Source organism: Modestobacter sp. L9-4 (assembly GCF_019112525.1).
Lineage (GTDB): Bacteria > Actinomycetota > Actinomycetes > Mycobacteriales > Geodermatophilaceae > Modestobacter.
In genome coordinates this window covers 2,429,632-2,455,919 of the sequence record NZ_CP077800.1, presented here as the reverse complement: position 1 = coordinate 2,455,919, position 26,288 = coordinate 2,429,632, and the positions used below count along the sequence as shown (strand labels likewise).

The following is a 26,288-nucleotide window of genomic DNA, read 5'->3' as shown; positions in this document are numbered from 1 at the left end:
GTCGATTGTTAGCGTTAACAACATGTCCGTCAAACCCTGCGTCACCCGCGTGGGGGCACCGGTCCGGTGGTGCTGCGCACGACGAGCTGGGGCAGCACCGGCTCGGCCTCGGCGACCTGCCCGCGCAGCCGGGCCAGCACCAGCTGGACGCCGCGACGGCCCAGCTCGGCGAAGTCCTGCCGCACCGTGGTCAGCGGCGGGGTGAAGTAGCCGGCCTCCGGCACGTCGTCGAAGCCGACGACGCTCACGTCACCGGGCACCGACAGCCCCTCGGCGTGCAGCGCGTTGAGCAGGCCCAGCGCCATCTGGTCGTTGGCCACGAAGACGGCGGTGACCGCGGGCCCGTCGCCGCTGCGCAGCCGGGCGGCCAGCTCGAGACCGGCCTGGTGCCCGGACTCGGGCCACCAGTCGCCGCAGACCACCTCGGGCACCGGGGCGCCGGCGGCCAGCAGCTCCGAGCGCCACCCCATCAGCCGTCCCCGGGCCTCCATGGAGTCGGTGGGACCGGTGACGTGGTGGACCGTGCGGTGACCGAGCTCGAGCAGGTGCCGGGTGGCCAGCGCCGCTCCGACCTCCTGGTCGACCCACACCGTGGGCCGGGCCTGGTCACGGCCCACCTGGACGGCGATCAGCGGCACCGGCGACTCGAAGCGCCGCAGCGCCTCGACCGCCTGGCCGTAGGTGGACAGCGCGATCACCGCGTCGACGGACTGGGCGACGAAGCGGTCGACGGCCTCGCGCATCGCCAGCTCGCTGTCCTCGTCGAGGACGGCGACGCTGAGCGAGTAGCCCGCGGCCCGGGCGGCCTTCTCCAACCCCAGCAGGGTCTGGGCCGGGCCGTACTGGTTGATGTGCGAGGTGACCAGGCCCAGCGTCCGGGTCGACCCGGTCACCAGGGCACGTGCGGCCGCGTTGGGCCGGTAACCCAGCTCGGCGATGGCCTGCTGCACCCGTTCCCTGGTCGCCGGGGCGACGTTCGGGTGCCCGTTGACCACCCGGGACACCGTCTGGTGCGAGACACCTGCGCGCGCGGCGACGTCGGACAGGCCGAGCGCGCGCGTAACTCCCTCGGGCAGCACGGATCTCCCTCCGAGGAGGCGGCACCATTGCCGCCCCCGGTGTGGGGGGCGGCAATGGTGCCGCCCCCCGGCCGGTGGACCGGCCCTGACTCAGCGGGAGGAGCCGGCGCGCCGCTTGTTGTAGACGTCGAAGGCGACGGCCAGGAGCAGCACGAGGCCCTTGACGACCGACTGGATCTGCTGCTCGACGCCCATGAGCTGCATGCCGTTGCTCATGACGCCGACGAGCAGACCACCGACCATCGCGCCGACGACCGTGCCGACACCACCGGTGACGGCAGCGCCACCGATGAAGGCCGCCGCGATGGCGTCGAGCTCGAAGCTGTTGCCCGCGCCGGGCTGGGCACCGTTGGAACGCGAGGAGAAGATGATCCCCGCGACCGCGGCCAGGAAGCCCATGTTGACGAAGATCCAGAAGTTGACGACCTTCACCTTGACGCCGGACAGCGTCGCCGCGGCCAGGTTGCCGCCGATGGCGTAGACCTGACGGCCGAACACCGAGCGCTTGGTGATCGTGGAGTAGGCCAGGATCAGCACGCCGAGGATGATCAGCACGATCGGCAGGCCCCGGGCGTGGGCCAGCTGCCAGGCGAACGCCATGACCACGACGGCCACGAGCACGACCCGGGCGATGAAGAGCGGGAAGCTCTCGACCGGCTGCTTGTAGCGGACCCGGGCGGTGCGGGTGCGGAAGCCGCTGACCGCGTAGCCGACGACCGCGAGCGCGCCGATCAGCAGGGTGAAGGCGTCGTAGCCGTTTCCGCCGATGAGGCCGTTGAGGAAGCCGCTGGCGACCTTCTGGTACTCGGCCGGGAAGGGCGACAGCGAGGTGTTGTTCAGCACCTGCTGGGTCGCACCGCGGAAGATCAGCATGCCCGCGAGGGTCACGATGAAGGCGGGGATGCCGACGTAGGCGACCCAGAAGCCCTGCCACATGCCCACTGCGATGCCGACGGCGAGCGCGGCGAGGATGCCGACCCACCAGGGCGCGCCGTTCTTGATCACCAGGACGGCGGAGACCGCACCGGAGAGCGCGACGACCGAGCCCACCGAGAGGTCGATGTGGCCGGCGATGATCACGATGACCATGCCGATCGCCAGCACCAGCACGTAGGAGTACTGCAGGACGATGTTGGTGATGTTGCCCGGGCTCAGCGACGTGCCGCCGGTGAGGATGGCGAAGAGCACGACCACCGCGAAGAACGCGATGTAGATGCCGCTCTGCCGCAGGTTCCGGGTGAGCAGGTCGCGCAGGTCGCTCGTCCCGGTCTTCAGGGCCTTCGCCGAGGCGTCGGGCACCTCGGGCGGGGTGTTGTTGGTCTGGGTGGAACCCACGGACGTGCTCATGCTGCGAGCTCCCTCTCCTTGGTCATCAGCTTCATGAGGCTCTCCTGGGTGGCCTCGCGCACCGACTGCTCGCCGGTGATGCGCCCGGCCGAGAGCGTGTAGATGCGGTCACAGGTCCCGAGCAGCTCAGGGAGCTCGGAGGAGATGATGATGACGGCCTTCCCGGCCGCCACCAGCTTGTTGATGATCGTGTAGATCTCGTACTTCGCGCCGACGTCGATGCCGCGGGTGGGCTCGTCGAGGATCAGCACGTCAGGGTCGGTGAACAGCCACTTGGACAGCACGACCTTCTGCTGGTTGCCACCGGACAGCTTCCCGACGACCGAGGACACGCTGGGTGCCTTGATGTTCATGTCGCGACGGCTGTCCTCGGCGACCTTGGTCTCCTCGTTGCCGTTGACCCAGCCGCCCTTGGCGAGCTTGGCCAGCGCGGCCGCCGAGACGTTGCGCCGGATGTCCTCGATGAGGTTGAGGCCGTACTTCTTGCGGTCCTCGGTGGCGTAGGCGATGCCGGCGTCGATGGCCTCGGACACGTTGCGCGCCTTGACCTCACGGCCGTGCACGTAGACGGTGCCGGACTCGTAGCGGCCGTAGGAGCGACCGAAGACGCTCATCGCCAGCTCGGTGCGGCCGGCGCCCATGAGGCCGGCGATGCCGATGACCTCACCGGCGCGGACGTTGAGGTTCGCGTGGTCGACGACGAGGCGGTCCTGGCTGGGGTGGCGGACCGTCCAGTCCACCAGACGGAGCACCTCCTCGCCCGGGTGCGACTCGCGCTCGGGGTAGTAGGACTCCAGGTCGCGGCCGACCATGCCGCGGATGATCCGGTCGGTGTCCACGTCCGGGGCGCTCATGTCGAGCGTCTCCACCGTGTGGCCGTCGCGGATGATCGTCGTGTGCTGGGCGATCGCCACGATCTCGTTCAGCTTGTGCGAGATGATGATCGAGGTGATGCCGCGGTCGCGCAGCCGCCGGAGCAGGTCCAGCAGGTGCGCGGAGTCGTCGTCGTTGAGCGCAGCGGTGGGCTCGTCGAGGATGAGCAGCTTCACGTCCTTGGAGAGCGCCTTGGCGATCTCGACCAGCTGCTGCTTGCCCACGCCCAGGGAGCCGACCGGGGTCACGGCGTTCTCCGCCAGCCCGACCTCGTCGAGCAGCGCGGCGGCGTCGGCGTTGGCCTTGTTCCAGTCGATCAGGCCGCCGCGGCCCTTGCGCTCGTTGCCCAGGAACATGTTCTCGGCGATGGAGAGGTAGGGGACCAGCGCGAGCTCCTGGTGGATGATCACGATCCCCTTGTCCTCGCTGTCGCGGATGCCGCTGAAGCGCTGCACCTCGCCGTCGAAGACGATCTCGCCCTCGTACTGGCCGGCGCCGTAGACGCCGGAGAGGACCTTCATCAGCGTCGACTTGCCGGCGCCGTTCTCGCCACAGATCGCGTGGACCTCACCGCGCCGCACCTGCAGCGTGACCTCGCTCAGCGCCTTGACGCCGGGGAAGGTCTTGGTGATGGAGCGCATCTCCAGGATGTTGTCGCTCATGGACTCCGTCGTCCTCGCCCTTTCCGGATGGGTGGGCCGGGGTCTCTTCACCCGGCCCTGAGATCACGAGTGCCCGGCCGCCCGGGCTGCCCCGGGAGGACCGGGGGAGGTGGTGCGGCCGGGCCCGGCAGACGTGCTGCCGGGCCCGGCCAGGTCGTGCGCGGGTCCTACTTGTCGGCCTGGCCCTTGGCGACCTCGTCGGCCGTCCAGTAACCGGAGTCGATCAGCTTCGACTGGATGTCGGCCTTGTAGACCGTCTCCACGGGGAGCAGGTAGGACGGGACGACCTTCACACCGTTGTTGTAGGTGGTGGTGTCGTTCGCCTCGGGGGTCTGGTCCTTGAGGAACGCCTCGGCGGCCGTGACGGCCTGCGAGGCCAGCGCGCGGGTGTCCTTGAAGATCGTCGAGGACTGCACACCGTCGTTGATGAGCTTGACGGAGGCGATCTCGGCGTCCTGGCCGGTCACGATCGGCAGCGGGGTGGTGTAGCCGTTGCCCTGCAGGGCGGTGATGATGCCGCGCGAGATGCCGTCGTAGGGCGAGAGGACGCCGTCGACCTTGGTGCCGTCGCTGTAGCTGCCGGTGAGGAGGTCCTCCATGCGCTTCTGGGCCGTCTCCTGGGCCCAGCGCAGGGTGGCGGCCTGCTCGATCGTGGTCTGGCCCGACTTCACCACGAGGGTGCCGTCGTCGATCTTGGGCTGCAGCACCGACATCGCGCCGTCGAAGAAGAACCCGGCGTTGTTGTCGTCCAGCGAGCCGGCGAACAGCTCGATGTTGAACGGCCCGGTCTTGGTGCCGGCGGAGCCGTCGGCGTTGAGGACGCCGAGGCCGGTCAGGAGGGCGGTGCCCTGCGCGACGCCGACCTTGAAGTTGTCGAAGCTGACGTAGAAGTCGACGTTCGGCGTCTCACGGATCAGGCGGTCGTAGCTGATGACCTTGACGTTGGCGTCGGCCGCGGCCTGGAGCTGGCTGCTGAGCGCGGTGCCGTCGATCGCCGCGACGATCAGCAGGTCGGCGCCCTGGGTCAGCATCTGGTCGATCTGCTGGCCCTGGGTCGGGATGTCGTCGTTCGCGTACTGCAGCTCGACCTTGTAGCCGGCCTTCTCGAGCTGGGACTTGACGGCGTTGCCGTCGGCGATCCAGCGCTCGGAGGTCTGCGTCGGCATCGAGACGCCGATGGTCAGGTCGTCGGCGGCCGCGGTCGCGGTGCTCTCGTTGCTGCCGGCGCCGCCGCCGCCACAGGCCGTGAGGCCGATCGCGAGAGTCGCGCCCAGGGCGGTCAGCCCGAGCTTCTTGTTCACTGCCACATCTCTCCTTCGAGACATCTGCCACCCGGAGGACGGCAGGCCCGCCGCTGTGCGGGCCGACACAGTGTGAGCGCTAACAACCCCGGTCCGTCAAGTCTGCAGGACCAAGTCCACCGTCACGTTCGCGTAACGGCCCGTTCATCCGGGCCCCGGCCTGCGGCGATGCCGGACGGGGGTCCTCCGGACGGGTGACGGCCCCCGCGAGGGGCCGTCACCGACGAGAACGGGCCGGTCACTCACGTGTACCGGGCGACCCCGCGCGGGCGCCGCGCAGCACCACCCGGGTGGGCAGCCCGGTGCACACCAGCGCCAGTACGACCACCCCGGCGAGCACGGCCGCGGTCAGCAGCGGCGGCACGTACGGACCGGCGCCGGTCGCGCCGCGCACCGACGGCAGCAGGGTGCCCCAGGCGATGACCGCCCCCAGGACGACGGCGGCGCCGGCCACCACGAGGGCCTCCAGCCGGGCCGTGCGCAGCACCTGGCGGCGGGTGGCGCCGACCATGCCGAGCAGCCCCACCTCGCGGCGCCGGGCCAGGGTGATCATGACCAGCGTGTTGGCCGCCGCGATCGCGGCGAAGCCGGCCAGGCCGACGGCGAACACGGTGTCCAGCCAGCTCTCCGAGGCCCCGTCGGCCGCCCGGGGCGCGCCGTCCGGGCCGGGGCCGGCCACGAGCGCGGAGGGACCGACCGCGGTGCGCAGTGCGGTGAGGTCGGCGGTCTGCACCGGGCCGTCGTGGCGCACCAGCAGCTCGGTGAGCACCGGCGTCGTCAGGTGCGGACGCAGCGTCTCGGCCGGCAGCAGCGCCGCGGCCACGCCCAGTCCCCGGCCGTAGAGCGCCACCACCGTGGGGCGGATCGTCGCGCCGTCGGGGGCGATCAGCTCGACGGGTGCGCCGACGCGGGCGTCGAGGGAGTCGGCCAGCAGGACGTCGAGGGCGACCGTGCCGTCGCCGCCGGGGCGCAGGGCGGCGAGGTCGCCGTCCCGGACGCCGACGTCGAGGGCGCGGGAGAGCACGGCCGGGTCGCCGGTGACCCCGGCCGCAGTGTGCGGCAGGAGCTCCCCCATCGACGGGGTCGCCACCGAGCCGGGCAGCACGCCGACCGCGGCGCCGACCCCGGGCAGCGCGGCCACCTGCGCCGGGAGGTCGACCGGAAGCCCGGCCGGGCCGGCGGAGACCACCGTGTCTGCCACGACGGCGGCCTCGCGCTGGGTCGTGGTGGCCCGGTCGACGCTGCCCTGGAGCATGGACATCGTGCCGGCGAAGGCGACGGCCATGACCAGCGGCGTGATCGCCGAGCCGAGCCGGCGGGCGTTGCTGCGGCCGTTCGCGGCAGCCAGCCGGCCGGGTGCGCCGAGCCGGTCGAGCACCGGCCGGGCGACCCGGGACACCAGCCCGGCGACGACGGGGCCGAGCAGGCCGACGGCCAGGAGCAGGGTGAGCACCACGGTCGCGGCCAGCCCCATGCCGAGCTCGCCGGGGACGGTCGCCGACACGATCGCCAGCGGCACGCTGCCGGCCAGTGCGGTCAGGCCCAGCACCCAGCGCGTCCGGCCGAGCCGGCTGCCGGCCAGGCTCGCCTCGCGCAGCGCCTCCGCCGGGCGGATCCGCGCCGGACGGCGGGCGGCCAGCAGCCCGGCCGCCATCGCGGCGCCGGCCACCATCAGCACCGTGCCCAGGAGCGCGAGCGGCCCGGTGTCCAGCGCGAGCCCGGGCGGCAGGTAGCCGCGGTCGGTCATGGCGCCCAGCAGCCAGCGGGCCAGGAACAGCCCCGGCGCCAGGCCCAGCGGGGCGGCCAGCAGGGCGACCAGGGCGGTCTCGGTGGCCACCGTGCGCCGCAGCTGGCGGGGCGTCGCGCCGATCGCGCGGAGCAGGGCCAGCTCGCGGGAGCGCTGCTCGACCGCCAGCGAGGTGGTGGACACGACCACGAACAGCGCGACCATCAGCAGCACGCCGCCCAGCGAGCCGCCGATCGCGGTCAGCGTCTCCTTCGTGGCGCCGAAGCCGGCGGTCTCGACCTCGCCGCGCTCGTCACCGGTCGCGACCACCAGCCCGGTCGGCGGTGCGGGGGCGCCGACCAGCGCCTGCCGGACCGCGCCGCGCAGCTGCGCCGTCGACGTGCCCTCGACCGCGCGGACGGCGAGTGCGTCGACCCGGCCCGGGTGGCCGGCGACCGCCGCGGCGTCGGCGTCGGCGACCCAGACGTCGGGGCCGCCGGCGACCGTGCGCAGGGCCGACACGGTGACCTCGCGGGTGCCACCCGGCGTCCGCAGCTCCAGCGCGTCGCCCACCCCGACCCCGGCGGCCGCGGCGGCCGCCGGGCTGACCACCACCTCACCGGGGCGCGGGCCGCCGCCGGCCACGGTGGTCGCGCCCGGCTCCAGCGCGGTGCGCGACCAGCCCGCGGCCGACCAGGTCGCCGTCCCCGCGGTGACGGTGGCCGACACGTCGGGCACGACGGCGGCGACGCCGGGGACGGCGGCCAGCCGGTCGGCCAGGGCGGCGTCGACGAGCGGGCGCTGCTCCAGCGGCATGGTCGTCTCCCAGTCGCCCTCGCCCCGGCGCACCTCGTCGTCGGCCGCGACCACCACCGCGGCGTCGGCGTAGCGCACCGGCTGGGCGGAGAGGGTGATGCCGCTCTGCAGGAACAGCGCGCTGGCCGAGACGACGATGCTGGCGAACAGCAGCGCCACGAACGCCCCGGCGAAGGAGGTCGGGCGGGCTCGGACCGAGGCGCGGGCCAGGCCGTTGCTCATGCCCGTGCCCCCGTCGCGACCAGCGCACCGGCCCCGCGGCTCAGCGCGATCATCCGGTCGGCGATCTCGTGCACCGAGGGGTGGTCCAGGTCGGCGACCAGCCCGCCGTCGGCGAGGAAGACCACCCGGTCGGCGACGGACGCCGCGAGCGGGTCGTGGGTCACCATCACCACGGTCGCCCCCTCGGCGTCGACGATGCCGCGCAGCAGCCCGAGCACGTCGGCGGCCGTCCCGCTGTCCAGCGCACCGGTCGGCTCGTCGCCGAAGACGACGTCGGGTGCGGTGACCAGCGCCCGGGCGATGGCCACCCGCTGCTGCTGGCCACCGGACAGCTCCGCGGGGCGGCGGTGCCCGTGGGCGCCCAGGCCGACCCGGTCGAGGGCCGCCTCGGCGTCCCGCCGGCCCGCCGGCCGGCCGGCCAGCCGCAGCGGGAGCAGCACGTTCTCCGCCGCGGTCAGCGAGGGCAGCAGGTTGAAGGACTGGAAGACGAACCCGATCCGCTCGCGCCGCAGCCGGGTCAGCTCGTCCTCCGACAGCCCGGTCAGCTCGGTACCACCGATCCGCACCGAGCCCGAGGTCGGGCGGTCCAGGCCGGCGGCGGCCTGCAGGAACGTGCTCTTGCCCGAGCCGGAGGGGCCCATCACCGCCGTGAACGACCCGCGCGGCATCCCGACCGTCACGTCCCGCAGGGCGTGCACCGTCGCATCACCGCTGCCGTAGGTGCGGCCGACCCCGGTCAGGGAGACCACGTCCGACGTCGGGTCGACGCCCCCCGTGGTCACCGCGTCGCCGCGCGTCCGTCGCCAGGTCCTCATGGTCGCTCCCCGCACCGGGCCCCGGACCCGGTCCTCTGCTGGACCGGCCGGGGCCAGGACGCCGCAGCACGGCGCCCGCACCCAGCCTGGGCGGACCGGGACGCGACCACGATGCCGCCAGCAGGTGTCCCGGGGTCGGGCTGGCCCGACCCCGGGACGTGCCGCGAGCTGGAACGAACCGGCAGCTCAGGAGGCCGAGGACGCCCGCAGCAGCTGGGCGAGCTGCTCCCGCTGGGTGCAGCGGTCGAAGGCGAAGTCGCCGGCGAGCTCCGCCGCCTCGTCGGGGGTGACGCCCTCGAAGACCCGCCCGAAGTCACCGACCATCGCCTCGGCGAGCGCCACGTGCCGCACGATGCCGTGCAGCCAGCGGTGCTGGCCCCACGGGTAGGGCTGGAAGTCGGGGAACTCGCGGGTGAACAGCTCCTCCAGCGGCCCCAGGACGTCGCGGACACCGGCGTCGGTCGACCCCCAGGAGTCCACGCCGAGGCGGGCCTTCTTCTCCAGCACCGGGGCGATGCGCTGCTGGTAGGGCGCGGACGGCGGCACCGTGACCAGGCCCTGCAGGCCGATGTCCTTGTAGGTCCACAGCGCCCAGCTGGCGCCGTGCTCGCGGTAGACCTCCAGCTGGTCGGCCAGCAGCTGGTACCGCATGGCGTCGCGCTCGGGGTCGCCGGTGTAGACCGGGCCGAACTCACCGACCCAGATCGGCGTCCCGGTCTGGCGCATGTACGCCGTCCGCTCGAGGAACGTCGCCTCGACGACGTCGCGGTCGACGAACTCCCCACGGCTGACGCCCGGGTAGGGCCCGCCGTCGGCGAAGCCGGGCAGCGCGTAGTCGTGCGCGGTGTAGACGGTGTTGGGCAGCGGGTCGCCGAGCTGGTCGAACTGGGTGGAGTACCGGTTGCCGTCCAGGAACAGCACGTGCCGGGGGTCGACCGCCCGGATGGCCTTCTCCAGCCGCCGGTAGAACGGGCCGATCGCCTCGCCGACGGCGTCGCCGGGCTCGTTGACCGGGTTGTAGCCGGCCACCCACGGGTTGTCCTGGTAGTGGTCGGCGAGGGCCTCCCACAGGTGCACGACGCGGTCTTGGAAGTGCCGGTGGGTCCAGAAGTGCGCCCAGTGCGTGGGGTTGTCGCTGTGCCAGTGCTGGTTCTGCGCACCGGGGACGGCGTGCAGGTCCAGGATCGAGTAGATGCCTGCCCGCGCGCAGGCCTCCACCGCCTGGTCGAGGCGGCGGAAGCCCTCCTCCTTCAGCTCACCGGGGCGGTCGTCGTCCTCGAAGTGGTGGTAGTTGAACGGGATGCGCACGCAGTTGAGGCCGAGCGAGGCCAGGTGCTCGGCGTCCGCGTCGGCGAAGAAGTCGGTGAGGAAGCGGTCGAAGAAGCGCTGGTACCCCTCCTCGCCGAGGGCCTTCCGCAGGGCCGCGCGCTGCTGGGACTCCGTCCCCGGGTAGCCGGAGATGAAGTTCTCCATGTTCATCCAGCCGCCCAGCCCGACCCCGCGCAGCACGATCGGGCTGCCGTCGGGCAGCACGAGCCGATCGCCGTCGACCTGGATGATCCCGTCGTCCACTCTCGGTGCGTTGCTCACGCCACCAGTAGATCGTGAGCCGCGTCACTGGCAACATGCGGCCCATGCTCGGGCTGATGCAGGACGTCCCCCTGACCGTCGACATGATCTTCCGGCACGTCGAGCAGCACCACGGCGACGTCCCGATCGTCACCAACGGGCCCGGCGGCGTCGTCCGCAGCACCTACGCCGAGTGGGCCGACCGCACCCGCCGGCTGGGCGGTGTGCTGGACACCCTCGGCGTCAGCGCCGACGGTCGGGTGGGCACGTTCGCCTGGAACAGCCAGCGGCACCTGGAGCTGTACTACGCCGTCCCGAGCACCGGCCGGGTGCTGCACACCCTCAACATCCGGCTGTTCCCGGAGCAGCTGACCTACATCGTCAACCACGGCGAGGACGAGGTGGTCTTCGTCGACCGCACCGTGCTGCCGCTGCTGTGGCCGCTCATCGACACGATGCCGACGGTGCACACGGTGGTCGTGATGGACGACGGCGGCACCAACGAGGTGCCCGACGACCCGCGGGTGCGCGACTACGAGACGCTGCTGGCCGCCGCCGAGCCGGTCGGGTTCGGCGTCGTCCGGGACGAGAACACGGCCGCCTCGATGTGCTACACGTCGGGCACGACCGGCAACCCCAAGGGCGTCCTGTACTCCCACCGCTCGACCGTGCTGCACGCCATGGCGGTGGTCGCCCCCAACGGCTTCGGCATCGGGGTCGACGACGTCGCGATGCCGGTCGTGCCGATGTTCCACGCCAACGCCTGGGGCCTGGCCCAGGCCGCCCCGATGGCCGGCGCGGCGATGGTCTTCCCCGGCGCGATGATGCAGCCGCAGGCGCTGGCCGACCTGATCGTCGCCGAGGGCGTCACCTTCACCGCCGGCGTGCCCACGATCTGGCAGGGCATGCTGCCGCACCTGGCCGGCCGCGAGCACCGGCTGCGCAAGATCGGCTGCGGCGGGTCCGCGGTGCCCGCGGCGCTGTCCGAGGCCTACCGGGAGCAGGTCGGCCTGCCCATCTACCAGGCCTGGGGCATGACCGAGACCCACCCGGTGGCCTCCGGCGGCACGCTGGCCCGCCGCTTCGACGGTGCCGACGAGGAGACGAAGGCCGCCCGCCGGGCACGGCAGGGCGTGCCGCTGTTCGGCGTCCAGGCGCGGGTGGTCACCGCAGGGACCACCGACGAGCTGCCCTGGGACGACGTCTCGACCGGCGAGCTGCAGGTGCGCGGGCCGTGGTGCGCCGCCGACTACCACCGCCCGGACCCCGGCACCGAGCTGAGCACCGAGGACGGCTGGATGAGGACCGGGGACATCGCCGCCCTCGACGAGTTCGGCAGCATCCGCATCGCCGACCGCACCAAGGACCTGATCAAGTCCGGCGGCGAGTGGATCTCCTCGGTCGACCTGGAGAACGCGATCATGAGCCACCCCGCCGTGGCCGAGGCCGCGGTGGTGGCGGTGCCGAGCCCGACGTGGGGCGAGCGGCCGCTGGCCTGCGTCGTGGTCAAGCCGGGCGAGACGCTGACCGAGCAGGAGGTGCTGGACCACCTGCGGCCGCTGGTGGCCTCCTGGTGGGTGCCCGACGCCGTGGAGTTCATCGACGAGGTGCCCAAGACGAGCGTCGGCAAGTTCTCCAAGAAGGACCTGCGGGCCCGGTTCGGGGCGCGGCCCACCGGCAGCTGAGGCCCGTCCGCGCCCCGCTGCCCACCCGGTGGGCGGCAGGGCGGCTCCTCAGGCGCCGTACAGGGCGCCGCGGACGGCGAGGGACAGCCCGACGAGGAGCACCAGGCTCGCGGTGAGCACCGGCGCGAGCCGGACGACGGCGACCAGCGCGCGGGACCTGCCCAGGACCGAGACCCGCCGCTCCAGCCGGCCGCGCAGCTTCACCAGCAGCAGGCCGACGACGGTCAGGGTGCCGGCCATGCCCAGCCCGTAGGCCAGCACGAGCACGACGCCGAACACGGTGCGGCCGAGGCCGATCGAGGCGAGCAGCACCAGCAGCGCCGATGGACTGGGCACCAGGCCGCCGGCGATGCCCATGCCGACCAGGCCACTGCGTCCCGAGCCCGGCCCGTGGGTGTGTCCACCGGGTCCGTGCGTGTGCCCGCCGGGCCCGTGGTCGTGCCCGCCGGACCACCAGCTGCCGCGGCTGTGCGGGTGATCGTGCGCGCCCTCGTGCGGGTGCGGGTGGTCGTGCTGGTGGTCGTGGCCGCCGTCGTGCGGGTGCTCGTGCGGATGCGGGTGGTCGTGGCCGCCGTCGTGCGGGTGCTCGTGCGGATGCGGGTGGTCGTGGCCGCCGTCGTGCGGGTGCTCGTGCGGATGCGGGTGGTCGTGGCCGCCGTCGTGCGGGTGCTCGTGCGGATGCTGGTGGTCGTGGCCACCAGCGTCCGGGTGCGGGTGGGGGTGCAGGTGCTCGTGGCCGCCGTCGTGCGGGTGGTCGTGGTCGCCGTGCGGGTGCGTGTGCGGCACAGCTGCGCGGGCGACGTCCCGGCTCGAGCCGCTCGCGGCGGCCACGAGCACTGCCTCGGGGACCGTGTCGATGGCCGACGCCCCGACCGCGGGCCGCCGGCGCAGGGCGCCGCGGAGCATGGACAGTCCGATGCCGGCGACGAGCAGCCCGCTGGCGACCCCGAGCCAGCGGATGACCTGGTCACCGGCGAGCGAGCTGGACACCGAGATGGCGAGCCCGAGCACGAGCACGCCCACCGTGTGGGTCGCGGTGACGGTCGCACCGACGACGACGGCGTCGCGGCTGCGCCCCCGGCGGGCGGCCAGGTAGGCGGCCATCACGGTCTTGCCGTGTCCCGGGAGCAGGGCGTGGCCGCAGCCGAGGAGGACGGCGAGCAGCACGGCCAGCGCGCCGACCGCCACGGTCAGGTCGTCGGAGCCGATCAGCCCCTCGAACCGTCGGTCCAGCCCGGCGACGACGTCGGTGAACGGGTCCCCGGAGCCGGGGACGATGGTGGCGCCGGTGCCGGTGGTCACCCCCGGCCGGGTCGCGACGGTGAACGACCGCACGTCGACCGGGGAGGCCAGCAGGTCCACCGGGTAGGTGCGCAGCTCGTCGCTGACGCTGGCCACGGGCACCGGGGAGTCCAGGAGGGCCACCCCGTCACCGACGGCGGTCATCTCCCGCCAGCCGACCCGGTCGGTCAGGTAGGTGTCGGCGGCGCTGACCTGTGACTCGCCGTCGAGGTCGGCCTCGGCCCGGAACCCGCAGCTCAGCCGGAGGGTCGGCAGCCCGGCAGCGCCTGGGACGGTCTCCAGCGTGCTGCCGGTGGCCCTCCACTCCAGGGCCCGACCGTCGACGGAGACCTGGACGGCGGCACCGACCTCGGCACACTCGGGCTCGGCCGCCGTGGCGGCCTCCGCCTCGGTGAGCACGTCCCCGGCGGCGATCGAGGGCAGCAGCTGGGCGGTCGGGATCTCGGCCCGGTCGACGATCGCGGTCAGCCGCACCTCGCCGGGCGCGAGCTCCAGGTGGTCGTAGTGGTTGACGGTGAAGTTGCCCAGCGGGTGTGCCGACGCGACCCCCGCCGGGACGACGGCCCACAGGGCCGCTGCTGCCAGCAGGACCGCCGGGAGCCGGCGGCGGGTCACGGGCGCCCGCCGAGCGACTCCAGCAGCTGCGCGGCCCGCGGGGCCAGCAGCGGTGAGAAGTGCGGGTTGGTGTCCAGGGCACCGGCCAGGGTCGCGCGGGCGTCGTCGGTACGGCCCAGGGCCGCCTCGATCGCGCCCCGGTGGTACTGGGCAACCGCGCTCGCCCCGCCCAGCGACGTGGCCTGCTGCGCCAGCGGCAGGGCCTCGTCGTCCCGACCGGCGCTGTGCAGCGCCCAGGCCAGGGCGTCCTGCGCGTCGGTGTTCTGCCGCCGGTCGTACTCGGCCTGCGCGGCCGCGAGCGCGGTCGCCGGGTCGTCGTGGTCGGCGGCGAACAACGCCGTCGACAGGTCGTCCTGCACACCGCTGGCGGCGAAGAGCGTGCGGACCGTCCCGACCAGCCGGTACTGCTCGTCGGCCTCGTCCTGGCGGCCCAGCGACTCCAGGTACTCGCCGTACTCGACGAGGTTCTCCGGCAGCGGCCGGGCCGCCACGACCGCGGCGAACCCGGCGACCGCTCGGTCGACGTCCCCGCGGGCGGCGTCGACCCGGGCCCGACCCAGCAGGAGTGCGGGCTCGTCGGGGTCGTCGGCCAGACCGGCGTCGTAGCTGGCAGCGGCACCGTCCAGGTCGCCGTGGGAGAAGGCGAGGGCACCCAGGTAGGTGCGGCAGTAGGCGGCCGAGGAGCGGTCCTGCGTGGAGTCCAGCGCCTGCTGCAGCGCGGACCGGGCGGCGTCGAGGTCGCCGTGCAGCTCGGCGTCGTAGGAGGCGCGGGTGAACGACGCGATGCCGGGCCGGAGCGCGAGCATGCGCTGCAGCGCCTCGGTGGCGCCGACGTGGTCACCGAGCTGGGTGCGGGCGTCGGTCAGCACGCCCCATGCGGTGGCGTCGTAGTCGTCGATCGCGAGGGCGGCCTCGGCGGCGTCGCGGGCGGCGGCGAAGTCGTGCCGCGCGTTGGCCAGCGCGCCCTTGCCGGTCAGCGCCGCGTCGTTGCCCTCGGGGCGGAGCTCGAGGGACTTCGCGAGCGCGCCGTCGGCCTTGTCGTAGAACGAGGGGTCGGCGGTGATCCGGGCCTGCTCGACGTAGGCCGAGCCGAGCTGGGCCCAGGTGACCCAGTCACCGGGCACCTCGGTCAGCCGCTGCTGTGCCGCTGCGATCGCGGTGACCAGCGGGTCGGCCGGGGCGGGGACGTCCTGGGTCTGCGCGACGACCGTCTGGCGGTCGACGGAGACCGCGTAGAAGCCGGCGATGGACAGCAGGAGCAGCACCGCCCCGGCGACGACCGCGCTGACCGCGGTGCGACGGCGCACGTCAGACGTTCGGCAGGTCGCCGGCGGGCGCCGCCGCTCCACCGGAGACCCGCGCCGCGGTCTCCTCCTGGGACCGTTCGACGTCCAGGACCGCGCGCACCACCAGGTTGTCCCGGTAGGACCGGACGCTCTCGTCGAAGCTGCCGGTGCAGGTGATGAGCACGAGCTCGGAGTCGTCGACCGGCGCGTAGACCTGGTCGGCCGGGAAGGCGTTCTTCGGGTACTGCTGCGACCCGGTCACGGTGAAGACCGCGACGGTGTTGTCAGCCCGGGTGACCTCGACCTCGTCGCCGGCGGTGAGGTCGCCGAGCCGGTAGAAGACCGCGGGGCCGGTGTAGTCGTCGACGTGGCCGGCGATGAGCGCCGGCGGGCCGGAGGGGGCACCGGGGAGGTTGCCGCCGGTGAACCAGCCGGCCTTGGCGAAGTCGGTGGGCACCTCGAGGGTGCGGTCGGGGTTCAGACCCAGGTCGACGAGCGAGGACTGGACGTCGATGGCCGGGATCTCGACGGCCACCGGCTCGGCCTGGGTCAGCGGGCTCGAGGGGGCGGCCGGCGCCGGGCCCGTCGCCGGGGCGGAGCTGGCGGGGGCGGACGCTGCCGCGACGGGCGCGTCACCGCCACCGCCGAAGAGGAGTGCCCCGACGAGCACGCCGCCCACGCCGGCCGCGACCGTGGGCACCAGCCACGGCGGCACCCGCCGGTGGGCCGGGGCGCCGGCACCGCCGTCGTCCTGCAGCTCCTCCTCGAGGAACGGGGGCTGGTCGTCGGCACCGTGCGGGTGGTCCTGGGCACCGGTCACGGTGTCCTCCTTGTCTGGCTGGCGGAAGGGCCGCCCACGTCGGTCGACGTGGGCGGCCCTCCTGGACTGGCTGGGACCGACTCAGGCGAGCGTGCCCGGGCCCGCGGCGCGACGCCGCAGGCTGCGGGAACGCAGGAGCGAGCCGGCGCCGGCCCCGATCAGCAGCATCGCAGCGCCACCGGTCAGCGCCGGGATGAGGGTGTGGGTCAGACCACCCTCACCGGTCTCGACGCCACCCACGGGGTAGCCGTTGGCCGAGCCCTGCGGCGCGGCGGCCGCGGGGGCACCGGCGGAGGGAGCAGCGGCCGGAGGGGCCATGGCGGCCGGCGGGGTCACCGGGTTGCCGTTGCCGGTGGGCAGGTCGGTACCACCGGCGCCGGTGCCACCGCCCTTGTTGACGGCCTGGGTGTTCGGGCCGGCGATGTAGGGGAACGTGCCGCTGAACGCGTTGTCGTTGGAGTCGACACCGTCACCGGCGGCGAGGGCCGAGGCGGGGTCCGCCGGGGTCACCTTGGAGACGTCGAAGACGCCCTCGAGGGCCAGCAGCTCGATGTCGACGACGTCGTCGGCCAGGCGGCGACCGTTCGGGAAGCCCTGGATGTCACCACCGACGACGCCGAGCCGGCTGGCCTGCGCCAGCGGCTGACCGTCGAGACCGGTCGGCTCCGTGATGGACATGTTCAGCCGCAGCATCTCCGACGGCTGGAAGGCAGCCGGGTCGGCACCGGCGTTGAGGACCTGGGAGTTCAGGTCCACGTCGATCGGGTTGGCCGTGGCGGCGTCGCCGTCGACGTCGTGCTTCGCGGTCGAGACGATGCCGGTGAGGAACGTCTCGAAGATGTCGTAGCGCGGGGCCTCCGGCGCCGGGACGCCGTAGATGCCCTCGACCAGCTTGGGCACCTCGGGGTCGAGCACCCGCTGCACGACGGCACCGCCGGCGGCGGCGGCGTCCTGGTCGGGGCTGATCGAGTTGAAGGCGTCCTTCAGGCCGGTCGGGACGACGACCTCGTTGACCAGCGGCTGGCCGAGGCGGGAGACCTGGGTGTAGCCGGCGCCCGCAGCGGCGGTGCCGTCGGCGTTGCGCAGCGTCGGGCGGGTCGTGGTGCTCCACACGCCGATCACCGGGTTGCCGGCGGCGTCGTTGTCGATGGCCACCTCGGACTTCGGCAGCTCCAGCACGATCGAGTTCACGTTGTAACCGGCGAGGGTGTCCTGGCCCGTCTCGGAGAGGTCGCCGCCGTAGAGCAGGTCGAAGACGCGCAGGTCGAGGAAGAAGGAGTCCTCGGCCTGGGTCGTGAGGGTGCGGCCGCCGCCGGGCAGGGTCGTGATCGCGGGGGTCCGCAGGTTGTCGACGTAGTCCTGCGAGGTGCCCATGCTGCCCGGGCCGGTGTAGGACGGCGCGACGGGGCCGGTGGCGATCGGGGCGCCGTAGGTGGTGCCGCCGTCGGTGCTCACGTCGAGGGTGAAGCTCTGCCGGAACAGCAGGTTGTCGTCGGTGAGCGAGTCGACCGGGCCGTTGTTGTACAGGAACGTGTCGGTGCTGCGCCGGTCGTCGGTGGTGAACCTCCACCGGTAGACCAGGTCGGCGAGCGCGTCGCCGTCGTTGTCGATGTTCACCAGGTACTCGGCGTCGTCGGACCACGGGTAGAAGTTGGGTCCGCCGTTGGGCTCCTCGAAGGGCACCCAGTTGGCCACGATGGCGACGTTGGCGTCGTTCTCGGGGCTGGAGAAGGCGTAGACGTCGGTGTTGTCGACGGCCGGGTCGGCGGCGATGAGCGGCGCCTCCCGGTGGCTGGAGGCCCCGGCCGTGGTGGGCAGCAGCCCGATCACGGTGGTGCCGGCCAGCAGGCCGCCGGCGATGAGCATCGCCGCGGAACGCGGGCCTCGGCTCGTTCCCTGTCGTTCGGTCATGTCACGTCCCTGTTCGGTCCCGGTACGGGAGTCGGTCAACCTGGTTGCACACGTCGATGGAGGCAGCCGCACGGCCGACACAGGGATCGTCGTCTCGTCGCTGCAGGCACATTCCCGTGCACTGCGATCGGGCAGAACGTAGGGGCGGCGCACGACTGGATGGCGCGCGACAGGCCGATGGAATCGCTGTTCAGGCGCGTTGTTCACGCTGAGCGGTTCCTGTGGGACGGAGGTGCACACGAGGTGCGCGTGTGACGTCCCCGGGCGCCGGTCAGGACGCGACGGACGTGACCTCACGGAACCGCTCACGACCCACCTCGACGGTCGGGCGGGCACCCCCGGCCGGTCCCGGCACCGGGCGCAGCCAGACCGGCACGAAGCCGGTGCGGCGCTGGAAGTACCGGGTGCCGGCGCTGGTCAGGAACATCGAGCCGGAGACGGTGACCATCCGGACGCCGCAGCCGATCAGGTCCGCCACGGTCTCGACGTGCAGCAGGTAGCGCAGCACCTGGCTGTCGCCCTCGCCGGGCACGGTGACCAGCACGGCCAGCCCGGCCCACTCGCCGTCCAGCCAGGTCTCGCTGAGCGCCACGGGCTCCCCCGCGGCGTCCCGGGCGACGGTGAACCGCCGGGGCACGGCCGGGTCGAGGTCCTGGCGGATCATCGTCGCCGGGTCCTGCCCGCGGCGGCCGGCCACGTGCGCCACCACCTCGGCCAGCTCGGCCGGGTCCGTGACGGGGGCGCAGCGGATGCCCATGGCGGTGGCCCGGCTGACGTTGGTGCGCAGGGCCTGCCGGGGCCGGCCGCGCAGGTACTCCTCCCGGGTGTCGGGCAGCCGCAGCAGGGCCACCGGCGCCCGGCCGAGGAACAGGCCGCGGCCGTAGGCGAACCAGTTGCGCAGCTCACGGCCGCCCGGGCCGTCAGTGAACGGCGCATCGACCACCGGGAGCGACCGCAGCACCGTGACCAGGGCGGCGATGCCGGGCCGGTAGAGGCCGGCGCGCAGCACGGACGTCGAACGCGCCGAGGCCCGGACGGCGCTGATGTAGCGGGCCGCCGTCTCCAGCTCCTCGTCGCACGTCCAGTCCGACGTCCGACGTGACTGCTGCGTCTGCCCCATGACCGCTCCCCCGTGTCCTGCGCGGCCCCGGACGGCGTCGCGCGAGCGGAACGTAGGGCGCGGGGCGACCCGCCCGGACCCGAACGCGCCGACCCGCGGGTGAACTCACAGCGAACGGTGATCCGGCGCCCCACCAGCACCGTCCGTGCCGGTCCGACCCCGCTGCAGGGGCCCGCGGCGAGCTCGCGAGTGGTGGGGTCGGGCCCCGTCCAGGGCACCGGCCCGAGCTCGCGAGGGGTGGGAGGACGGGGTCCTCCGACCTCCCTCAGACGACGTAGGGCGGGCGGCCGGTCTCGCTGACCATCGGGCGGCCGGCGGCGTCCCACTCCCCCATGCCACCGCCCACGTTGACCGCGTCGTAGCCGTTCTGGTTCAGCCAGGCGGCGACGCGGGCCGAGCGCCCGCCCCCGCGGCACGTGACGTAGAGCGGGTCGCCCTCGGGCAGCTCGTCGAGCCGGGCCGGGACCTCGCCCATCGGGATGTGCGTCGCGCCCTCGACGTGGCCGGCGGCCCACTCGTCGTCCTCGCGCACGTCCAGGACGACGGCGTCCTCGGGGACCTCGGCGGCGGGGACGGTCGGCACCTGCTGGGGCATCATCACGCGAACCATCGTGGCACGCAGCGCACCGCCGCCGCCGCGGTGCGGCCCGGCTCACACCCCGCCCTGCCAGGATGACGGCGATGTCCACCGCCCGGCAGGCCCCCGCCCGCGAACCCGCGTGGTCGCTGTCCCGCTCGGCGATCGGGCTGTGGATCGCCCAGGGCGTGGTGGTCACGGTCGTCGAGGCGCTGGCGGTCGCCGCGCTCATCGTGTTCGTCCCGTCCGACGCCGGCCTGTGGACGGTCCTGGTGCGCTGGGTCGCCCCGGTGGGCGTGCTGGTCACCGGGGTGGTCGACATCGGGGTGCGACCGCGGCTGCGCTACCGGGTGCACCGCTGGGAGGTCACCGAGGACGCCGTCTACACCCTCACCGGCTGGCTGGACCGCACCTGGACGCTGGTGCCGATCAGCCGGATCCAGACCGTCGACGTCAACCGCGGCCTGGTGCAGCAGCTCTTCGGCCTGGCCACGGTGGCGGTGCTGACCGCCTCCTCGCAGGGCACCGTGCGCATCCCGCACCTGGAGGCCGACGTGGCCCGCCGCGTCGCCGAGGACCTCGCCCGGCGGGCCGAGCAGGTGCGGGACGAGGCCACGTGAGCGACCCGGCCGGCCTCGGCGCGCAGCGGACGTCGCGCTGGGTGCTGCTGCTGCACACGGTCACGTTCCGGCAGGCCCGCGCCCTGGTGCCCGCCGTCCTGGGGATCGGTGCGGCCCGCGGCTTCCAGGGCGGGACGGTCACCGTCGTCGCACTGGTGGTGGGCGTGACCCTGCTGTCGCTGCTGTGGGCGGCGCTGTCGTGGTGGCGGTTCAGCTACGCCGTCGGGGAGACCTCGGTGGTGGTGACCCGCGGGCTGCTGTCCCGGTCGGTGCGCACCGTGCCGCTGGACCGCGTGCGCGGCGTGGAGGTGGAGGCGCCCGCCCTGCACCGGCTGTTCGGGCTGGTGCGGGTGGAGATCGACGCGGCCGCCGGCTCGGTGGGCGCGAAGGGCGAGGAGCTCGTGGTCGACGGGGTGTCCCGTGCCGAGGGCGACCGGCTGCGCGCCCGGCTGCTGGCCCGCCGGGCCGCGGTCACCGGCGTGGCCCCCGACGCGCACCCCGGGGACGTCGCCGCGCCGGTCGAGGAGGCCGAGGAGGTCATCAGCCGCTTCGACCCCCGCTGGCTGCGCTACTCGCCGCTGGTGGGCAGCTACCTGGCCGTGCCGATGGCCGCGGCCGGCGCGCTGTTCCGGCTGCTGGACGAGGTGCCCGACCGGTTCCTGCCCGACCTCGGCCGGCCCGGCGTCCCCGACGGTCTGCTGGCCGCGCTGGTGCTGCTCGGCGGGCTGGTCCTCCTCGTCCTCGGCTCGATCGTGGGCAGCGCGGTCGTCAACTGGCACTTCCTGCTGGTGCGCCGGGGCGGGTCGCTCGTCGCCACCCGCGGGCTGGTCACCCGGCGGCACACCGAGCTGGAGGTCGACCGGATCCGCGGGTGCACGGTGGGCCAGGGCGTGGGCATGCGGCTGGTCGGCGCGGCCCGGGCCAGCGCCCTGGTCACCGGGCTCGGGGACGCCGCCCGCCGCGGCCAGCTGCTGCCGCTGGGGCCCGAGGACGAGGCGTGGTCGCTGGCCGGCCGGCTGGTCGAGCCCACCGGGCCGCTGCAGGCCCACCCGCTCGCGGCGCGCCGCCGGTCGGTGGTGCGCTCCGTCGTCCCGGGGGCGCTGGTGCTCGTGGCGGGCGTCGTGCTGACCGCGACGTCCGGGTGGTGGCCGCTGCTGGTGGCCGGGGCGGTGCTCACCGCCCTCGGCGTCCCGCTGGGGCGGGCCCGCTACGCCGCGACCGGGCACGCCACCGGGCCGCGGTCGTTCGCGGTCCGCTCGGGCTGGCTGGTGCGCGAGCACGCGGTCCTGCAGCGCCGGGCCGTGGTGGGCTGGCAGGTGCGCCAGTCGGTGTTCCAGCGCCGCGCGGGCCTGGCCACCGTGCTGGCCTGCGTGGGTGCGGGCAGTGGCGGTTACGCGGCGCGGGACATGGCCGCCGACGAGGCCGCCGCCTTCGCCCGCGCCGCCTCCGGCCCCTGGGCCGGCACCCTCACGACGGCGGCCTGAGCACGGCGGGTCCCACCGGCCGGAGGCCCGCCGCACCGGTGGTCAGCGCCCCCCGCGGCGGCGGGTCGGACCGCGCCGGCTGACCGGAACCGTCCGGTCCGCGAGTGGGCGGCGTACCGGGGGGTAACCCGGGCCCGATGCCCCCTGCTCAGCGTCCTGTCTCCGCGGTGTCCGCGACCAGGCCCACCCGGCCGGCCAGCGCCGCGGCCTCCACGCGCGTGGACACCCGAAGCTGGCGGAGCAGGTTGGCCACCAGCCGCTTCACCGTGCGGTCGGAGACGTGCAGCGTCGTGGCGATGTCGACGGTGCTGGTGCCGGCGGCCACGAGCCGCCACAGCCGCCGGTCGTCGGCGGACAGCTGCGCGGCGATGCCCTGGTCGTCGGTCGGGGCCGCGTCGTCGAGCAGCTGGCGCAGCAGCGACTCCGGGATCACCGACCACCCGTCGAGGACGGCGAGCAGGGGGCGCACCAGCGCCTCGGGGCTGGTGCTCTTCGGCAGGAACGCGCTCGCCCCGGCCCGCAGCGCCTCCAGCGCCGCGTCCGCCTCGGCCAGTCCGGACAGCGCGACGATCCGCACCAGCGGCTGGGTGCGCCGGATGGCCGCGATCGCCCGGGTGCCCCCGGGCGGCGGCATGTGCAGGTCGACGATCGCGACGTCGGCGTTGTACCGGCGCACCAGCGCCGCGGCGGCCGAGGCGTCGTCCGTCGTCCCGACGACGCGCACCCGGCCGTTGCTCTCCGGGGGCAGGAGCAGTTCCAGACCCCGGCTGAACAAGGGGTGGTCGTCCACGACCACCACGTCCACAGGGGGCCGGTGCCCAGCCTCGGCGTCAGCGCCCTCCACGTCACTCCCCAAGATCGGCTGCGCCCGGCGTGGCTGACCGACCGCTCTCCCGGAGGTGCCCGTGACCCTCGCTGCCGACACACGACCTGCCGCCCTGCCCGGACTGTTCACCGACCTGGTGCGCCTGGTGCGCAGCCGGCTCCCCCACGCGACGCCCCAGGCGGTGAGCACCGGGGACGCCCTGGTGCGCGCCATGTGCCACGACATGCGCAGCCCGCTGGCCGCGCTGGAGCAGGTGCTGGACCACTTCGACCGGGACGACCCCCAGGGCCCGGAGATGCTGGAGCTGGCCCGCGCCCAGGCCCACCACCTCTCCTCCATGCTGCGCACCGCCGACGCCACCGGGGGTGCCACCGAGCGCCGGGGCGTCCGCACGCTGGCCGACGTGGTGCGGGCCTCGGTGGCCGCATCCGGACTGCCGACGCAGCAGCTGGACCTGCGGCTGGACGAGGCTGCCGCCGACGTGACCGTCGGTGACGCCCGGGTGCAGCGCATCCTCACCAACCTGCTGGAGAACGCCCACCGGCACGGGCAGGGGCGCCGGGTGCGCCTGCGGGCCGACTGCCGCGGCGACTGGGTCGACCTCTCGCTCACCCAGCCCGGGGTGCCGGCCGAGCGGGTGCTCGGCCACCTGAGCCGCACCGCACCGCCGGTCGACCTGACCGGGCTCGGGCTGTGGTCGGTGCAGCGGCAGACCCGCGAGCTCGGTGGCCGGCTGGCCTGGAGCCAGGGGGACGACGGCGACTTCACCCTCGTCGTCCGCCTGCCCGACCGCTGACGGGTCCCTGAGCAGGCGGAGGAACGCGTACCTGCGCTCCTCGGCCCAGGACGCGTGCTCTGGTCCCTCCGCCTGACGCGGCGGCGCACGACCGGGCCGGTCAGGCGCGGAGCTCGTCCAGGTGGGCGGTGAGGACGTCGGGGGCCCAGCCCGTGGGTGCACCGGCGTCCTGGCGGACCAGGTGCAGGGCCAGGCCGTCGATGAGCGCGTGCAGGCGCCGGGCCTCCAGCGGGAGGTCGAGGTCGGCACGCGCCCAGCCGGCCTGCACCAGTGACCCCAGCACGCCTGCCGTGAAGGCCGCCAGCTCCTGGTGGGCGGACTCGTGGACGTCCCGGAGCGCGCCGCCCGCGGCGACCAGGGACCCCAGGTGGAGCCAGACCTCCATCTCCAGCCGTCGCGCGGCGTCGAGCGGCAGGAGCTCGCAGAGCGCGGCCAGCTGGGGTGCCGGCGGGGCGGGTGAGGCGTCGAGCGCCCGTACCCGATCCCGCACGCGCCGGGCCACCAGCTCCAGCGAGAAGACCAGCAGCGCGTCCTGGGTGGGGAACGCCCGGCGCAGCGATCCGGTGGCCAGCCCTGCCTCGGCGGCCACCGTGCGCACCGACAGCGCCCCGACCCCCCGGGTCGACAGCACCCGCCAGGCGGCCTCTGCCACCTCCACCTCGCGGGCGGCGTGGTCGATGAGGCGGGGCACGCCCGGAATGTACACAGTCGTGCTAACTTGCGCTTGTGAACACGACTGTGCCAACAAGGAGGCAGCTGTGGTCCTGACCGTGATCGTGGCCTGCGAGATCGGCTTCTGGGTCGCGGTGCTGGGCGGGCTGGCCGCCCGCTACCTGCTGCACCGCCGCCGGCTCAGCGTCGTCCTGCTGCTGGCGGCACCCCTGCTGGACGTCGTCCTGCTCGTCGCCACCGCGACGGACCTGCGGTCGGGGGCGACGGCCTCGCTCGAGCACGGCCTGGCCGCGCTCTACCTCGGCTTCTCCGTCGCCTACGGGCACCGACTGGTGCACTGGGCCGACGTGCGCTTCGCCCACCGGTTCGCCGGCGGCCCGGCGCCGGTGCGGCTCACCGGGACGGCGTACACCCGCGCGTGCTGGGCCGACGTCGCCCGGACGACGCTGGCGGTGTCGGTCGCCGCCGTCGTCCTGCTCGGCCTCATCGGCTGGGTCGACGTCCCCGAGCGCACCGAGGCGCTGCGGGCGGAGTTCCCGCTGCTCGGGCTCATCCTGGGTCTGGAGCTCCTGTGGGCGGCCAGTTACACGGTCTGGCCGCGGCGTCCGGCAGAGGCCGCTACTGCCCGCTGAGCAGGTCGGCCCCTGCGGGCCACCGGACGGCACCGGGGTGACAGCGGGCGTGGGCATCTGTCCGTTGTCGACGCGAGAGCGGCGGCACCGACGACGCAGAGGGAGAACGACGTGTTCACGCACACTCACGCACTCCAGTTCGAGGCCAAGCCCGACGGGCCCGACGCCGACTTCGCCCGCAAGATGCAGGAGGTGCTGGGCGGCCAGTGGGGCGAGATGACCGTCGCCACCCAGTACCTGCTCCAGGGCTGGAACTGCCGCCTCCCCGGCAAGTACAAGGACATGCTCCTGGCCATCGGCACCGAGGAGCTGGCCCACGTCGAGATGATCGTGACGATGATCGACCGGCTGCTGGACCACATGCCGCTCAAGCCCGACGCCTCCGACCGCACCAAGGAGGCCGCGGCGGCCTACGGCCAGCACAACCCGCAGCACCCGATCGCCAACGGTGGCGGCGCCTCCTACATGGACTCCATGGGCAACCCGTGGACCGGCGCCTACGTGACCGCCTCGGGCAACCTGATGGCGGACTTCTCCTACAACGCCACCGCCGAGATGCAGGGCCGCCTCCAGGTCGCCCGCCTGTGGAACATGACCGACGACCCGGGCGTGAAGGACCTCCTCCGCTTCCTGCTGACCCGCGACCACATGCACCAGCAGCAGTGGCTCGCCGCGATGGAGGAGCTCAAGGCCGACGGTCTCGACGGCATCCCGGTGCCCGAGGCCTTCCCGCTGAGCGAGGAGCTCCCCGAGTTCGCCTACACCTTCATCGACGCCTCCGACGGCCCGGACGCCGCTGCCGGCCGCTGGGCGAACGGCCCGGCCCTCGACGGGACGGACAACGTGTTCCGCGCCGCCCCGATCGCCGCGACCGCCGACGCCCCGATCCTGCCCCCGGGCGACCCGCGCCTCTACGGCACGCCGCCGGCCCCGATGACCGGCCTGCTCCAGAAGGCCAAGGACGCCCTCAAGTGAGGTACCGCCTCCCCTGACCGGGAGGCACCCCGTTGCGCCGTCGCCGTGCCGGCGCCCCGGTCCGCTCCTGCGGTCCCGGGTCGCCGGCCCGGCGGGCGTCCACCCCACCTGATGGAGGTCCCCGCCGTGCACCTGTCCGTGCCCACCGCGTCCACGCCGCGACTGCCCGCACTGCACGTCCCCGCGCTGCACCTGCCCCGCGGGCTGACGGCATCGGCCGCGCTGCTGACGCTGCTCTACGTCGCCGCGGTCGTCGTCGCCCTGACCGCCCCCGGGCAGCACGCCGTCGCCGGCGCCGTGGTGCTCCTCGGGCTGACCGCCCGCTCGGTCGCCCGCCGACACCGCCCCGTCGCCGCCGTCCTGCCGCAGCGGGAGAACGCCCCGGCCACCCTCACCGCCTGACCCGCACCACCGGACGCCCTGCGTCCCACCCACCGCGCCTGCTCCTGGCCCACGTCCCAGCCTGGACCAGGAGCAGACACGACACGAGGCGCGTCCCCAGCCGGGGACGCGCCTCGCGCGTTGTTCCTGGCCCCCTTCAGAGGCTCACCCTGAGC

The 26,288-nt window shown here is 74.1% G+C and carries 22 protein-coding genes; 7 read left to right on the top strand and 15 right to left on the bottom strand.

What is annotated here, in order from left to right; translation table 11 throughout:
* Window positions 1-41: 41 nt before the first annotated feature.
* The 7 genes from KUM42_RS11560 to KUM42_RS11530 all read right to left on the bottom strand — a co-directional run bounded on the left by KUM42_RS11560 (window position 42) and on the right by KUM42_RS11530 (window position 10,431).
* Window positions 42-1,079, bottom strand: coding sequence for a LacI family DNA-binding transcriptional regulator (locus tag KUM42_RS11560; protein ID WP_237492401.1), 1,038 nt, complete (start codon window positions 1,077-1,079; stop codon window positions 42-44).
* Between the two features lie 90 nt (window positions 1,080-1,169).
* Complete coding sequence (gene mmsB / locus KUM42_RS11555; RefSeq protein ID WP_237492399.1) at window positions 1,170-2,426, bottom strand: multiple monosaccharide ABC transporter permease; 1,257 nt, start codon at window positions 2,424-2,426, stop codon at window positions 1,170-1,172.
* Complete coding sequence (mmsA, locus tag KUM42_RS11550; RefSeq protein WP_237492398.1) at window positions 2,423-3,961, bottom strand: multiple monosaccharide ABC transporter ATP-binding protein; 1,539 nt, start codon at window positions 3,959-3,961, stop codon at window positions 2,423-2,425. The genes mmsB and mmsA overlap by 4 nt, the downstream gene beginning before the upstream one ends.
* Window positions 3,962-4,128: 167 nt before the next feature.
* Complete coding sequence (gene chvE / locus KUM42_RS11545; RefSeq protein WP_237492396.1) at window positions 4,129-5,262, bottom strand: multiple monosaccharide ABC transporter substrate-binding protein; 1,134 nt, start codon at window positions 5,260-5,262, stop codon at window positions 4,129-4,131.
* A gap of 238 nt (window positions 5,263-5,500) precedes the next feature.
* Entirely contained in the window at window positions 5,501-8,026 is a 2,526-nt protein-coding gene (locus KUM42_RS11540) for an ABC transporter permease (RefSeq protein WP_237492394.1), read from the bottom strand.
* Window positions 8,023-8,841 carry an ABC transporter ATP-binding protein gene (locus KUM42_RS11535; RefSeq protein ID WP_237492392.1) on the bottom strand — a complete coding sequence of 273 codons (819 nt, stop codon included), beginning with the start codon at window positions 8,839-8,841 and terminating at the stop codon, window positions 8,023-8,025. Before KUM42_RS11535 ends, KUM42_RS11540 begins: the two co-directional genes overlap by 4 nt.
* A 186-nt stretch (window positions 8,842-9,027) precedes the next feature.
* Window positions 9,028-10,431 (bottom strand): glycoside hydrolase family 5 protein, encoded by a 1,404-nt coding sequence (locus KUM42_RS11530; RefSeq protein WP_237492390.1) that lies wholly within the window; start codon window positions 10,429-10,431, stop codon window positions 9,028-9,030.
* 14 nt (window positions 10,432-10,445) lie between these two features.
* On the opposite strand from KUM42_RS11530, the gene KUM42_RS11525 reads away from it, so the two are divergent.
* Window positions 10,446-12,095: a long-chain fatty acid--CoA ligase gene (locus tag KUM42_RS11525; protein WP_237492389.1), complete on the top strand. Its 1,650-nt coding sequence runs from the start codon at window positions 10,446-10,448 to the stop codon at window positions 12,093-12,095.
* A 48-nt stretch (window positions 12,096-12,143) separates the two neighbouring features.
* On the opposite strand, the gene KUM42_RS11520 is transcribed toward KUM42_RS11525, so the two are convergent.
* From KUM42_RS11520 to KUM42_RS11495, 6 genes are all read right to left on the bottom strand, one after another.
* Window positions 12,144-14,012, bottom strand: a complete 1,869-nt coding sequence (locus KUM42_RS11520) for a hypothetical protein (protein WP_237492387.1) — start codon at window positions 14,010-14,012, stop codon at window positions 12,144-12,146.
* Window positions 14,009-15,319: a lipopolysaccharide assembly protein LapB gene (locus tag KUM42_RS11515; RefSeq protein ID WP_237492385.1), complete on the bottom strand. Its 1,311-nt coding sequence runs from the start codon at window positions 15,317-15,319 to the stop codon at window positions 14,009-14,011. The genes KUM42_RS11520 and KUM42_RS11515 overlap by 4 nt, the downstream gene beginning before the upstream one ends.
* A gap of 1 nt (window position 15,320) precedes the next feature.
* Complete coding sequence (locus tag KUM42_RS11510; RefSeq protein WP_237492383.1) at window positions 15,321-16,118, bottom strand: class F sortase; 798 nt, start codon at window positions 16,116-16,118, stop codon at window positions 15,321-15,323.
* Window positions 16,119-16,199: 81 nt separating this feature from the next.
* On the bottom strand, window positions 16,200-17,984 hold the full coding sequence (locus KUM42_RS11505) for a DUF4331 domain-containing protein (protein WP_237492381.1): 1,785 nt from the start codon (window positions 17,982-17,984) through the stop codon (window positions 16,200-16,202).
* A gap of 316 nt (window positions 17,985-18,300) precedes the next feature.
* Window positions 18,301-19,149, bottom strand: a complete 849-nt coding sequence (locus KUM42_RS11500; RefSeq protein WP_237492380.1) for a hypothetical protein — start codon at window positions 19,147-19,149, stop codon at window positions 18,301-18,303.
* 265 nt (window positions 19,150-19,414) lie between these two features.
* On the bottom strand, window positions 19,415-19,747 hold the full coding sequence (locus KUM42_RS11495; RefSeq protein ID WP_237496671.1) for a rhodanese-like domain-containing protein: 333 nt from the start codon (window positions 19,745-19,747) through the stop codon (window positions 19,415-19,417).
* Between the two features lie 83 nt (window positions 19,748-19,830).
* On the opposite strand from KUM42_RS11495, the gene KUM42_RS11490 reads away from it, so the two are divergent.
* Window positions 19,831-20,346: a PH domain-containing protein gene (locus tag KUM42_RS11490; RefSeq protein WP_237492378.1), complete on the top strand. Its 516-nt coding sequence runs from the start codon at window positions 19,831-19,833 to the stop codon at window positions 20,344-20,346.
* Window positions 20,343-21,830, top strand: a complete 1,488-nt coding sequence (locus KUM42_RS11485) for a PH domain-containing protein (protein WP_237492376.1) — start codon at window positions 20,343-20,345, stop codon at window positions 21,828-21,830. The genes KUM42_RS11490 and KUM42_RS11485 overlap by 4 nt, the downstream gene beginning before the upstream one ends.
* A gap of 148 nt (window positions 21,831-21,978) precedes the next feature.
* On the opposite strand, the gene KUM42_RS11480 is transcribed toward KUM42_RS11485, so the two are convergent.
* The gene (locus KUM42_RS11480; protein ID WP_237492373.1) at window positions 21,979-22,620 is read right to left on the bottom strand and encodes a response regulator transcription factor; all 642 of its coding nucleotides are present in this window, start codon (window positions 22,618-22,620) and stop codon (window positions 21,979-21,981) included.
* Between the two features lie 115 nt (window positions 22,621-22,735).
* On the opposite strand from KUM42_RS11480, the gene KUM42_RS11475 reads away from it, so the two are divergent.
* A complete protein-coding gene (locus tag KUM42_RS11475) occupies window positions 22,736-23,452 on the top strand; it encodes a sensor histidine kinase KdpD (protein ID WP_237492371.1) in 717 nt (238 codons plus the stop codon).
* A gap of 100 nt (window positions 23,453-23,552) precedes the next feature.
* Here the strand turns inward: KUM42_RS11475 and KUM42_RS11470 are convergent, their stop codons facing one another.
* Complete coding sequence (locus KUM42_RS11470; protein WP_237492369.1) at window positions 23,553-24,143, bottom strand: TetR/AcrR family transcriptional regulator; 591 nt, start codon at window positions 24,141-24,143, stop codon at window positions 23,553-23,555.
* Between the two features lie 67 nt (window positions 24,144-24,210).
* Between KUM42_RS11470 and KUM42_RS11465 the strand changes: the two genes are divergently transcribed.
* From KUM42_RS11465 to KUM42_RS11455, 3 genes are all read left to right on the top strand, one after another.
* Complete coding sequence (locus tag KUM42_RS11465) at window positions 24,211-24,756, top strand: hypothetical protein (protein WP_237492367.1); 546 nt, start codon at window positions 24,211-24,213, stop codon at window positions 24,754-24,756.
* Window positions 24,757-24,867: 111 nt separating this feature from the next.
* The gene (locus tag KUM42_RS11460; protein ID WP_237492365.1) at window positions 24,868-25,731 is read left to right on the top strand and encodes a manganese catalase family protein; all 864 of its coding nucleotides are present in this window, start codon (window positions 24,868-24,870) and stop codon (window positions 25,729-25,731) included.
* 111 nt (window positions 25,732-25,842) lie between these two features.
* Window positions 25,843-26,133: a hypothetical protein gene (locus KUM42_RS11455; protein WP_237492363.1), complete on the top strand. Its 291-nt coding sequence runs from the start codon at window positions 25,843-25,845 to the stop codon at window positions 26,131-26,133.
* Window positions 26,134-26,288: the final 155 nt, after the last annotated feature.